Here is a 12,941-nt window from a genome sequence, read left to right on the forward strand (position 1 = left end):
CAAAATGTGGAACTGATCAACCGTTAGTTGAAGCAGGATTTGAGCGTGAAGGATTGAATGACGGATAGAAAGGGCCGCAGCAAGGCAAATTGCCATAACAATTTGCTGTAGCCCGAAAACAAAAAAGACGATTGGCGAAAGAATCTAAACATATCGACAGGAAATTACTCCGAAAACTAAAGGATGGAGACCGGCAGGCTTTTCAGCTGATTTTTGATGCTTACAGTGAGCGTCTTTTTCATTTTGCCTATTCCTACCTGAAAGATTCGGATGATACCGAAGAAATTGTTCAGGACGTTTTTCTTCGACTCTGGGAAATCAGGAACGAAATTGACGAAGAGAAGTCGTTCAGAAGTTTCCTTTATAAAATGACGGTCAACCGGGTATTTAATCATCTGAAACACCAGATTGTGCGTCAAAAGTACGAAGAGCATTTGATGAGTCTCGATCCGGTTTTTAGCGAAACGCCCGAGGAAGCGTTCAGGCGAAATGAGCTGAGTGATAAAGTTCAGGACGTGCTCAATAAATTGCCTGAGCAGAAAAGAAGAATTTTTGTTTTGAGTCGCTTGAAAGGATATTCAAATGTTGAAATATCGGAAAAATTGGGTTTGTCGGTGCGAACGGTTGAAAACCAGGTGTACCGGGCAACTAAATTTCTGAAAGAACATTTAAAGGATGACTACTTGATCCTGATAATTGGCTGTCTTTGTTTTATTTAAGGCAAAGTGATTGAGATTTTTGTAAATAAAGTTGAATTTTTTTTAAAATGACGTGAGTAGCTTTTTAAAGCTACTTGTATGTGATAGTGAGATGGAAGATAATCAAAACATAGAAAAGCGTTTTAAACAGCTGCTTGATAAATTTCAGGCAGTAGATTGTACAGCCAGCGAGCTGAACGAACTGGAACAATTGGTTGAAAACGAAGCCACGACTTCGGAAATTGAAAATACCATGTACCGGAAGTTGGATGCGCAGGATTATCAGGAATTGGTTCCTTTCGACAAAGCTCGCCTGTTTCAGAGTCTCGAATGTAAAATGGACCGGGAGACGACTGAGCCAAAGCTGGTCATCAGGAAACTGCCGGGCCTTTATCGCTTACTGCCTGCGGCAGCAATCTTGGTGCTGGCCCTTGTGGTTAGCGGATTAACCACCTATTTTTTGAATGAAAGACATGCCATTGAACGACCTCCGGTTTCCTACAGTGAGATTGTAGCGCCGGATGGAGCCAAAACCCAGGTTGTGTTGCCGGATGGTACGGTCGTTTGGTTAAATGCCGGGAGTAAACTGACCTATTCAACCAGTTTTAATCAGGACAATCGCTTGGTGAAGCTGGAAGGCGAAGGATATTTTCAGGTGGCAAAAAATAAAGAAAACCCTTTCGTGGTAGATGCTTTTGGCTTATTGGTTCAGGGTGGAGAAACTGAATTTAATGTGAAAGCCTACTGTGATGAGCCGACCATTGAGGCTATTTTGGTTGAAGGAAAAGTTTGGCTCAAGCACAGGACTGAAGAAATTACCAGCGATGTGTCGCTTGGTCGTAAGTACAAAGCAACTTTTTATAAGCAGCAGAACGGAGCGGTTTTGAGTTACGCGCAACCACGCCTGGTGATTAGTCCGAATGTCGATCCGCAACCGCTTATTTCGTGGAAAAATGATCGGTTGATGGATCAAAAGAGCGAATCATTGGACAAGCTACTGATTGAAAAAGGAAAAAATTTGGTGATGCTCTACGATCATAATCAGACTCAATTTGATTGTAGCGGTCGAATAAAAACGATTGAGAAAACAAATCATCAGTCGATTTAACGAATCGATTGAGATCAAAACGAAGATAAAGTGATCGAAAACTAAAACCTAAAAAACAAGAAAAAGAAAGGGAGCAGATTTTGCCGATCTACCCCCTTCTTAGAAAAATAGCTAAGTTGATTAATGCTTCATGAACTGGTCGGTTTACGCAAGCACTAATCGAATAACCGTTAACGAACCAAATTTATGAAAAAAACAAATGATCTAATTCAACTTCGGAAGGAAACTTTTACCGGGCTGTTCTCAGGTCACGGATATCTTTCATACTGCACAAAGACTTAAGCGACTATTTGTGAGCCAATTCTGTTGGTCATTTCAAGGTTTGTTCGATTTTTACAGTTGTGAATTTTTTGTTCAGGTAGTGCGTAGTTCCTAAACTCTTGCTTGCTTGGTACAAGTTCCGAACATCCTTCGGCGTCGAATTTCCTGCATGACCAGTAGCCTGGCTTTTGTGGTCCCCTCATGAGATATTGAAAATAAAATCACTATTCAAAATGCTCAACAATAATAGTAAACCTAAATATTCATTGTATGAACTCTAAATTGAAAACCTAAGTGAAAATTATGAGAAAAAACAAAAAACGTAACCACTTGCCTGAACGGGGCGAGGAAATCCTTTCATTTTACTCTTTGAAAAAAACGGTGCCTGCCCTGGACATGCACTTAACTTGTTTGCAAAACAGGTACACGCCAGGGAGCACTTTATCAATTTTGTTAACCTAAATGATTATGAGAATGAAAAATTTCATTACAAAAGGTCGCGGGACCATTCATTTTATCATGCTGGCATTTTTTGTTTTCAGCTTTGCAAGCTGCTCGGATGATGACCCGGTTCAAACGACCCCGCCTTATGATCCATCGAAACCGATCGTGGTTTCAGACTTTACACCCAAAACGGGTGGTGTTGGTCAACGATTGGTGATTTATGGTGAAAACTTTGGAAATGACCCAGAATTGATTCGCGTGTTTATTGGTGGCCAGGAAGCCATTGTGATTGGCGTGAATGGGGAAAGCCTTTATTGTCTTGTACCTGAAAAAGCTTATGACGGTACGATTGAAATCTATATGGGCGACCGTCCGGAGCCATTGGCTGTAGGGTCAGAGGTATTTGCCTATGAGCGAAAAATGGTCGTAAGCACGCTGGCTGGCTTTAGAAACGATCGGGATGATCAAGGATGGATTAATGGGCACTTCGACGATGCGGCCGGATTTCGTGAACCCGCTTTCATGAAGTTTGACCCCTTGAATCCAGATCATCTTTATGTGTCGTATGACCATGGCCCCGGAATTTACCTGATTAATTTCGCGGATAGCACGGTCACCCAGCACCTCACCTCTTCGGCAGGAAACTGGTGGCGGATACGTAGTCTGGACTTCTCCATAGACGGAGAATATATGATTGTGTCGCATGACCAGTGGGATCCGAATGGCATCAGTACGTCCATCATGTCAAGAGCCAATGGATTTAAAGACCCACAGATTTTGACCACATCGCGGGCTTGCAACGGCGCTTCAGTTCACCCGGTGAATGGCGAAATGTATTTCAATGGCTATGAAAAAGGCGAATTCTACCGGTTCGATGTCATGAACTCAAAACCAATTATTGGTGATGCAGGATTAGGAACGAAAGATTATGAAACTTTATTCTTGGTTCAGGACAATGGGTGGGAGTTCAATGTTCAGATTCACCCCTCAGGAAACTATGCTTATATCGTAGTTGTCAATCAACACTATATATTACGCACCGACTACAACTGGGATGAGCAACGTTTCAGCCAGCCTTATTTGGTGTGCGGTGAGCCTCGCGTCGGAGGTTGGGAAGACGGTGTGGGATCGAAAGCACGCTTAAGAAATCCTTATCAGGGCGTATTTGTGAAAAATCCTGACTATGCCGGTGAAGCTGATGAGTATGACTTCTACTTTACCGAGCAGCACAATCACGATCTCCGCATCTTAACGCCTGAGGGCAAGGTGACCACATTTGCGGGTCGCGGAAGCTCCAGCATCAACCCCGATCCCTGGGGGTATGTTGAGGGAGATTTGCGCCAGGAAGCCCGTTTTGACCAACCCACAGGCTTGGCCTACAATGAGGCAGAAAAAGCGTTTTACGTGATGGATCACCAGAACCGTCGTCTCCGCAAAATAGCCTTGGAGGATGAATAAACCAAAAAATAAACAGACTGATTTTATGACTAAATATTTAATACTAGGTATGTTGTTTCTCGGTTTCTCGATCGGTGTATTTGCACAGGAGACCGTTGAAGTAACCGGTATCGTAACCGATGCCAATAATGAACCACTGCCAGGTGTAAGTGTCTACGTAATCGATGTTCCCGGTTTGGGTACAATTACCGACGGTGACGGAAATTACAAGATTAAGATGCCTGCTTATAAAGAATTGACTTTTTCCTATATCGGATTCGAAAAAGTAAGTGTACTGATCAAGGAGCAGCGTGTGGTGAACATCACGATGCAGGAGTCAGAAGATAGTGTATTGGACGAGATTGTCGTGACGGGAACGGGAGCACAGAAAAAGATCTCGGTAACCGGTGCCATTACGACCATCGATATGAAAGATCTGAAATCGACTCCTTCTTCAAATTTGTCCAATGCCCTGGCTGGTAATGTGCCGGGAATCATGGCCATGACCACTTCAGGACAACCCGGAAAAAATATCTCGGAATTCTGGATTCGTGGAATCTCGACCTTTGGTGCCAGCTCAGGCGCCTATGTGTTGGTTGACGATTTTGAACGTGATTTGAACGAGCTGAATATCGAAGATATTGAATCCTTCACGGTTCTGAAAGATGCTTCTGCAACGGCCATTTACGGTTCGAAGGGTGCTAACGGCGTTGTTCTGATCACCACCAAGAGAGGTAAAGCCGGTAAGGTGAATATTGATGTGAAGATTGAAAATTCGTACAACACCAGGACGATCACACCGGACTTTGTGGATGGAAATACCTACGCCAATTTGCTAAACGAATCGCGGATTACCCGTAATCAGGCACCTATTTATCAGCCTGAGGAGCTCGAAATCCTACGTTTGGGACTGGATCCTGATTTGTATCCCAATGTTGATTGGAAAGGATTGTTGCTTCGCGACGGCGCGATGAGCCACCGGGCCAACTTGAATATCAATGGTGGTGGATCAACGGCCCGTTATTATGTATCGGCCAGTTATGTGGAAGAGGAAGGGATGTACAATACAGACAGCTCACTGCGAGATGACTACGACACCAATGCGAACTACATGCGCTGGAACTATCGTTTAAATACGGATCTCGATATCACGAAAACCACTTTGTTAAAAGTTGGTGTTTCCGGATCGTTGGCCAAGCGCAACAGCCCGGGCTTGGGTGACAACGATGTTTGGGGTGAGCTGTTTGGCTATTCACCCACCCGTACCCCGGTTGTGTATTCGAATGGATTTGTACCGGCCGTTGGTACAGGTAACCAGACCAACCCTTGGGTGGCTGCCACGCAAACCGGATTTAATGAGCACTGGGAAAATAAAATCCAGACCAATGTTGCGTTGGAGCAGAATCTGGATTTTGTGACCGACGGCCTTCGTTTTACCGGACTTTTCGGCTACGATACCAACAACTACAACAACATCAACCGCCGCAAATGGCCAGAGCAGTGGAGAGCCGAGCGGGCACGCGATTCAGAAGGAAACCTGGTGTTTACCCATATTGCTAATCCTCGTGAGATGTATCAGGAAAGTGGTTCATCGGGTGATCGACGCGAATTTTTGAACCTGATGTTCAACTACGATCGCGGTTTGAAAGCGCATCACTTTAGCGGAACGGTGAAATATACCCAAGACTCTTTTGTTCGTACACAAAACCTGGGAGATGATCTGAAAAACGGGGTTGCTGAGCGAAACCAAGGGCTTGCGGGACGTGTTGCCTACAACTGGAGCCTTCGCTATTTTGCCGACTTCAACTTTGGGTACACTGGCTCGGAGAACTTTGCCAGAGGACACCAGTTTGGATTCTTCCCCGCCTACTCATTCGCCTGGAACGTGGCGGAAGAAGGTTTCGTGAAGAATAATTTCAAGTGGGTGAACATGTTCAAAATTCGTTACTCGCACGGAAAGGTGGGTAATGATAACATGGGCAATGAGCGTTTCCCGTACCTCTATACTATTGAGGGTGGCGGTGCTGGTTATGAATGGGCCGACTATTCGTTCGATCGGAATTATACGGGTATGAGGTTCACTCAAGTGGCATCTCCTTACGTTACCTGGGAAGTAGCGACCAAAAGTGACCTTGGTTTAGACCTTTCGCTGTTTGACGACCGTTTCAGTGCCACTGTGGACTATTTTGATGAGAAGCGTGAAGGAATCTACATGGCACGTAATTACCTTCCGCAAATGGTGGGGCTTGAAAGTGCTCCAAGAGCTAATGTGGGAGCTGTAAAGTCGGAAGGTTTTGATGGCCGCGTGGCGTACAAGCAAAAAGTAGGTGAGGTCGATATGACCGTCAGGGGTAACTTCACCTACAGTAAAAATGAGATCCTGGAGCGGGATGAGGAAAACAATGTTTATCCTTATCAAATGGAAAGAGGCTACCGTGTTGACCAGGCCCGAGGTTTAATTGCCTTGGGATTGTTCGAAGATTATGATGATATCCGCAACAGCCCCGAGCAGCAGTTTGGACCCTACCAGCCGGGAGACATCAAATACAAGGACGTCAATGGTGATGGTGTGATCAACGATGGCGACCGTGTGGCCATTGGTGCAACCCGCCGGCCAAACCTGATCTACGGTATTGGATCATCGGCCCGGTGGAAAGGCCTGGACGTGAATGTTCACTTCCAGGGAGCCGGAAAGTCTAGCTTCTTTATCTACGGAAAAACGGTTTACGCCTTCAGCGAAGGCGAATGGGGAACCGTATTGAAAGACCTGATGGGACCCAACCGCTGGATTTCTTCTGAGATCTCCGGCGATCCGGCAACAGAAGATCCCAATGCTTCCTACCCGCGCTTGAGCTTTGGCGGAAATGGTAACAATTACCGTGAGTCAACTTACTGGCTGCGAAACGGAGCCTACCTTCGCTTGAAGACAGTTGATGTAGGTTACACGCTTCCCAAACAGGTGGTCAACAAGCTGCACTGCAATAACATTCGCATATTTGTGGTAGGTACCAACCTGCTGACCTGGTCCAAATTCAAACTGTGGGATCCGGAAATGGCTAATCCACGCGGTGAAGAGTATCCGCTGACGAAATCAATCACGCTTGGACTAAACATTAATCTGTAAAATCTTATCAAATGAAACGAAATAAAATGAAGACACTGTATCTTCTATTAATTACAGCGCTGGGCGTGAGCGTGCTCTCTTCCTGTGCTGACTATCTGGAGTCTGACCAGTATTTTAAGGATCGGATGACGCTGGATAAAGCATTCTCGAGTAAGCAGTATTCGGAAGAGTGGCTGGCACATGCCTATTCTGACCTGCGCGATGAGAATGCCGATGTGGCCAGTAAGGGATATACGCCGCATTGCTTTGCCGACGACATGTATTATGGCGACCGCGATGCCAATTACGACATCAGTAATGCCTCAGCATTGTCATACAACGAGTTTCACACCGGTATGTATTCTGAGAATGAGAAGCAAGGCAGCTGGCTTCAATCCTACAGGGGCATTCGCAATGCCACCACTTTCATTCATAACATCGACATCAATGAGGAGATGACATTGGAAGAAATCGCTGACTACAAAGCACAGGCGCGCTTTGTAAGGGCCTATTATTATTGGCTTCTTCTACGCAAGTATGGCCCCATTCCATTATTGCCGGATGAAGGGATTGACTATACTGACAGCTACGACGAAGTAGCCACTCCCCGCAGTACGTATGAGGAGTGTGCAGAGTATATTGCCAGCGAAATGTTGCTGGCAGCGCAGGATTTGCAAGTGAGCCGCGATCGTTTGGCCATTGCCCGCCCAACGCGCGGAGCAGCCCTGGCTACCCGCGCCAAAGTGCTGTTGTATGCGGCCAGTCCTTTGATGAATGGCAATACCGATGATTATGCCATGGAACTGGTGGATGATGAAGGCAACCAATTGCTGTCAACCACTTACGACGAGGAGAAATGGGCCAGAGCAGCAGCTGCTGCCAGAGATGTCATGGAACTTGGGGTGTATGAACTCTACACGGCCAGCTTTCGCGAAACGGGGAATTCTTCCTATCCTCCAACTATTGTTCCACCTTACGATGCAGAATTCTCAGACAAAAACTGGCCGGAAGGCTGGAAGAATATTGACCCGTTTGAGTCGTATCGGTCTGTATTTAATGGTACTGCCGGTGCCGAAAATCCCGAACTGATCTTCACGCGGGGAGATAACGGCGGTGAGAACGGGCAGGCGATGGTAGCACACCAGTTACCCCGTGTGGCCAACGGCTGGAATACCCAAGGTTTAACACAGAAGCAGGTTGATGCCTACTACATGAACGATGGAACGGATGCTCCGGGTAAAGACAAGGAGATTGGAAGAGGCGATGGTAGCGATCGTGTTTCCGGTTATGTCACACAGGATGATGTGGACAATGGCTTATACAAGCCACTGAGAGAAGGTGTTTCCCTGCAGTATGCCAACCGCGAACCTCGCTTCTATGCGTCGGTAGCTTATAATGGCAGTGTTTGGCACCTCGAAAATGAGCCTGACAGCTGGAACAAGGAACAACAGGTGTTTTATTACCGTGGCGATGGGAACGGTTATACCAATACCATGTTTTGGCTGCGTACCGGTATTGGCGTGATGAAGTTTGTACACCCACGCGACACCTACCGCGATGGACAAATTGGGCGCATTGTTCCCAAACTCGAACCAGCGATTCGTTACGCAGATATTCTGCTGATGTATGCCGAAGCTTTGAATGAATTGACCGGATCGTATAATATTCCATCATGGGATGGAAGCACAACTTACGCGATTAGTCGTGATGTCAACGAGATGAAAAAGGGCATTCGCCCTGTCCGGATTCGTGGTGGTGTGCCAGACTATCCGGCCGAAGTTTATGCCAGCCAGGATGAGTTTCGCAAAACGGTGAAACGTGAGCGCCAGGTAGAACTGATGGGCGAAGGACAACGTTACTACGATCTGCGTCGTTGGAAAGATGCACCTGTAGAAGAATCTTTACCAATCTATGGTTGCAACGTGTTGATGACCAGTGATCAAAGAGACTTGTTTCACACGCCGGTGGCTGAGTGGGCGCTTCAATCGACCTTCTCGCGTAAAATGTGGTTCTGGCCAATCAGGCACAGTGAACTGAAGCGGAACAAACGCCTGACGCAGAACCCGGGATGGACTTATAATGACTAATCTTTAAAAAGATAGATGGATATGAAAAAGAAATATAATATACTGTTATCCTTGCTGGCTGGACTTCTCTTGTTTAGCTCTTGCGAAGATGAATGGACCAAAGAGCAGTATGAGCGTTACGTTGCTTTTAAAGCTCCCTTGAATGAGCAAGGCGTGACACGCATTTACGTTCGCTATCGGGAGGATAGTATCTCAACTTACCGGTTGCCCGTCGTTGTAAGTGGATCAACAACCAACGACCAGAATATGACTGTTCATGTGGCGGTAGACCGTGATACTTTGGATGCTTTAAACATGGAACAGTTCCAGAGCCGTACTGAGCTTTACTACGAGGAGCTGACAAGCGAGTACTTTTCGATGCCGGAAACCGTTGAGGTTGTGGCTGGGGAGAACACTTCGTTGCTGGATATTGACTTCACGTTGAATGATATCGATTTGGTTGACAAATGGCTGCTACCTTTGACCGTGGTCGATGACGCCTCATACGACTATGTTCCTCACCCAAGGAAGCACTACAGAAAAGCTTTGCTTCGGGTGATGCCATTCAACGATTATTCCGGTATTTACAGCGGCACGGCACTCAAGACCTTCTTAAAAGGTTATGAAGGCGACGCGGCCATTGTGAAAAGTGAAGTTGATGTGTATGTGGTTGACGAAAACACGGTTTTCTTCTATGCCGGCACGGTTGACGAGAACCGGACAGACCGCGAAAACTACAAGATTTACGCGACCTTCAACGAACAAACCAAGCAGGTAACGCTGACTGCTGATAATCCGGATATGGAGTTTCAGGTATATGGCACTCCGGTATTTTCCGTGGAAGAAACCATGGATGCTACACGTCCGTATCTGCTGCATCGCTATGTTACCATCAGCAAAATCGATTACAGTTTTACGGATTACACTTCGGTGCCTAACGCAAGCATAGCGTATACCGTGCGTGGTTCGCTGATTCTGGAACGCAAGATCAATACCCAGATACCTGATGAAGATCAGGCCATTGAGTGGTAGTAGATTGTATGCTCTGAATGATTGTAAAAAAGGATGTTGCCTCAGGCAACATCCTTTTTTTGCAGATAGCAATGGCCTTCATCCCTTTTTTGCTATAGCCTGAATATTTTTTTGACCAGCTGAGTAATCAGTAGAACCAAAAAGCTTGATAGTGCAACCAATCCCCAGTGAACCAGGGTCAATTGTTCGAAGGATAGTACTTCATGAAGTAATGGTGTCAAATAGGCGATTGACAACATGATGGCGCAGATTCCTAAAGCCAGCCAGATGTATTTATTTCTTACGACCTGGTTATTAAAGATTTTTTCCTGTGGATCACGCATGTTGAAAACATGCAGCAACTGCGCCACTGCCAAGCTGAAGAAGGTGATGGTATTGGCTGTTTCTTTTGATTCGTTTAAAAGATCGAAGGCGACCAAATAAGTTCCGATCATGACAAGGGCCATGATCATTCCGTAAACGGAGATCGCAATCCAGTTATTTCGGTTGATAATGGGTTCATCCGGATTTTTTGGCGGTTGCTGCATGATGGTGGCATCGCCTTTGCCGATGCCAAGGGCGAGGGCCGGAAACACATCGGATAGTAGGTTCAGGAAAAGCAGCTGCAAGGGTAGGAGAGGCAGGTGAAACAGCGTAAAGCTGATTCCGGCGATGATGAGGATTTCGGCCAGGTGGTAGGACAGTTGATACAGGACGAATTTGCGGATATTGCCAAAGATCACGCGGCCTTGTTCGATGGCGTCGACAATGGATGAAAACGAATCGTCTTTCAACACCATGTCCGCAACATCTTGCGCGGCTTGTGTTCCTTTGTCGCCCATGGCAATTCCGATATCGGCCATCTTTAGCGCCGGGGTATCATTGATTCCATCACCGGTCATGGCTGTAATCTCCCCTTTCTTCTTGTAGTGTTCCACAATGTCTAACTTTTGTCCGGGATCGACGCGTGCAAATAGTGGTGAGTTGATGATTTCGCTTTCCTTTTCATCCAGGTTTTTACCTTCAATCACCTGTTCGTGGCCGTTGTCGGTCAAGTTAACTTCATGGGCAATTGTTCGAGCAATTCCCGGATGGTCGCCGGTAACCATCACCACCTTAATGCCAGCCTGGTGGCACTTTTCAATGGCCGGTTGAACTTCTTTTCGAGCCGGATCGATAAAGCCGATAAACCCAACAAAAACCATTTCTTCTACAAAATCCTCTCTGGCCTTCAACTGATCTTTTTGGCTGAGATCATCCTGGCGGTAGGCATAGGCAATAATTCGAAGTCCGCTTTCTGAAAGTTCGCGGTTCTTTTTCAACCAGTCACTTTTCGCTTGCTCATTTAGTTGCACTTCTTTGCCGTTATCCAGGTACTTTGCCGATCGGCTTAAAATAGGTTCGGCAGCCCCTTTTGCCGCAACATAGAGGATGTCTTTTTCCTGATGAACGGTTCCCACAAACTTTGATTCCGAATCAAACGGATCTTCGTGAATCCGTTCAGTATTCGTCAACTTTTCGTAGTGTTCAGGATGGAATGATTTGGCAAACTGAAGCAGAGCCGCATCCAGTGCGTCGCCCTTCAATTCACGTTCGTTTAACCATTCGGCATCGTTGCAGAATACTGAAATTTTGAATAAATGTTGAAAGTTTTCATTTTCTGAAGCTTCTGTATCCGAAAGATTGTATTTTGCTTCTTCTGTCTGCTCCACCTCGATCGATTTGCCCGGGTATTCCATCAGGCTCACCGTGAGTTCGTTTTTGGTTAATGTGCCTGTTTTGTCAGTGAAAATGACGGTTGTTTCACCCAAGGTTTCCACGGCTTCCAGCTTTTTGACAATCACGTTGCGTTTAGCCAGGCGCAGCATGCCCCGGGCCAAGGCAATGCTGGCAACAATGGGGAGCCCTTCAGGGATGGCCGCGACAGTCCAGGCAATGGACGTTTGCAGGAGCAGGTAAATTTCTTTGCCCGACCACCAGCCAAAAATGAAGAACAGCACAGCCAACCCCAAAATAAACCAGATTAACCGGTGCGACAATTTGGCCAGTTTTCTGTTCAGTGGAATTTCTTCCCTTTTTGTTTCATCAACCATGTCCGAAACTTTTCCAATCTCGGTTTGGTGGCCAATGGCGGTTACCATGGCCTCGCCCTTTCCACTGGTGATGGCTGTTCCTTTAAACAGCATGTTGGTTCGTTCGGCCAGGGGAGTCTCTTCGTTCAGCTGATCGGTGAATTTTTCAGTGGGAACTGATTCTCCGGTGAGTGGGGATTCATCGGCTGCAAGCTCCGAGGCTTGAAGAATCCGGGCATCTGCCGGCACCAAATCTCCTGATTCGAGCACCAGAATATCGCCCGGAACCAATTCTTCGGCATTGATCTTTTGGCTTTTCCCGTCTCTTCTGACGTGGGTTTCCAGCTGATCCAGCTTCTTAAGCGCGTCAACCGACTTTCGTGCCTGGTATTCCATCCAGAATCCAATCGCGGTGTTCAGTAAAATGACAATCAGAATCGCGATCGCTTCGGGAATATCGTTGAAAATTAAGGAAACGATGACAGCACCCGTCAACAAGTAAATAATTGGGTTGTTGAGCTGATCAATAGCCAGCCGGAACAAGCTTTTTTGTTTTTTTTCCTGAAGCTTATTTGGGCCAAACTCTTGCTGCCTTTTTCTCACTTCTTGTGGCGACAGTCCTTCTTTGGAAGCAGACCAGGCTTCAAGGGTCTGGTCTGCAGATCGGGTATGTGCTTGCGACTGTTTGGATTTCTCACTCATGCAGTAGTTTTTGTTCCGAGGTTCTGGGTTTCAACCCCT

Annotated in this window: 7 protein-coding genes; 6 read left to right on the forward strand and 1 reads right to left on the reverse strand. The window is 46.4% G+C overall.

Features of this window, described 5'->3' with window-relative positions; translation table 11 throughout:
- The first annotated feature begins 131 nt into the window (after nucleotides 1-131).
- The 6 genes from NC99_RS08760 (at nucleotide 132) to NC99_RS08785 (ending at nucleotide 10,149) form a co-directional block, all read left to right on the forward strand.
- A complete protein-coding gene (locus NC99_RS08760) occupies nucleotides 132-719 on the forward strand; it encodes an RNA polymerase sigma factor (protein ID WP_053182425.1) in 588 nt (195 codons plus the stop codon).
- Between the two features lie 91 nt (nucleotides 720-810).
- Nucleotides 811-1,806 carry a FecR family protein gene (locus NC99_RS08765; RefSeq protein ID WP_053182428.1) on the forward strand — a complete coding sequence of 332 codons (996 nt, stop codon included), beginning with the start codon at nucleotides 811-813 and terminating at the stop codon, nucleotides 1,804-1,806.
- 735 nt (nucleotides 1,807-2,541) lie between these two features.
- Entirely contained in the window at nucleotides 2,542-3,969 is a 1,428-nt protein-coding gene (locus NC99_RS08770) for an IPT/TIG domain-containing protein (RefSeq protein WP_204374951.1), read from the forward strand.
- A gap of 25 nt (nucleotides 3,970-3,994) precedes the next feature.
- A complete protein-coding gene (locus tag NC99_RS08775; RefSeq protein WP_053182511.1) occupies nucleotides 3,995-7,072 on the forward strand; it encodes a SusC/RagA family TonB-linked outer membrane protein in 3,078 nt (1,025 codons plus the stop codon).
- An 11-nt stretch (nucleotides 7,073-7,083) separates the two neighbouring features.
- Nucleotides 7,084-9,138: a RagB/SusD family nutrient uptake outer membrane protein gene (locus tag NC99_RS08780; protein WP_204374952.1), complete on the forward strand. Its 2,055-nt coding sequence runs from the start codon at nucleotides 7,084-7,086 to the stop codon at nucleotides 9,136-9,138.
- Between the two features lie 21 nt (nucleotides 9,139-9,159).
- The gene (locus NC99_RS08785; protein WP_053182517.1) at nucleotides 9,160-10,149 is read left to right on the forward strand and encodes a DUF4973 domain-containing protein; all 990 of its coding nucleotides are present in this window, start codon (nucleotides 9,160-9,162) and stop codon (nucleotides 10,147-10,149) included.
- Between the two features lie 92 nt (nucleotides 10,150-10,241).
- Here NC99_RS08785 and NC99_RS08790 read toward each other — a convergent pair whose 3' ends face one another.
- Nucleotides 10,242-12,902 carry a cation-translocating P-type ATPase gene (locus tag NC99_RS08790; RefSeq protein WP_053182435.1) on the reverse strand — a complete coding sequence of 887 codons (2,661 nt, stop codon included), beginning with the start codon at nucleotides 12,900-12,902 and terminating at the stop codon, nucleotides 10,242-10,244.
- Between the last annotated feature and the right edge of the window lie 39 nt (nucleotides 12,903-12,941).

This window comes from Sunxiuqinia dokdonensis (genome assembly GCF_001270965.1).
In the GTDB taxonomy this organism is placed as follows: domain Bacteria; phylum Bacteroidota; class Bacteroidia; order Bacteroidales; family Prolixibacteraceae; genus Sunxiuqinia; species Sunxiuqinia dokdonensis.

Bases quoted from the DNA above. Each gene is read 5' to 3' on its own strand.
- NC99_RS08775 (WP_053182511.1), top strand. From the start codon at position 3,995: ATGACTAAATATTTAATACTAGGTATGTTGTTTCTCGGTTTCTCGATC.
- NC99_RS08780 (WP_204374952.1), top strand. From the start codon at position 7,084: ATGAAACGAAATAAAATGAAGACACTGTATCTTCTATTAATTACAGCG.
- NC99_RS08770 (WP_204374951.1), top strand. From the start codon at position 2,542: ATGAAAAATTTCATTACAAAAGGTCGCGGGACCATTCATTTTATCATG.
- NC99_RS08790 (WP_053182435.1), bottom strand. From the start codon at position 12,902: ATGAGTGAGAAATCCAAACAGTCGCAAGCACATACCCGATCTGCAGAC.
- NC99_RS08785 (WP_053182517.1), top strand. From the start codon at position 9,160: ATGAAAAAGAAATATAATATACTGTTATCCTTGCTGGCTGGACTTCTC.
- NC99_RS08765 (WP_053182428.1), top strand. From the start codon at position 811: ATGGAAGATAATCAAAACATAGAAAAGCGTTTTAAACAGCTGCTTGAT.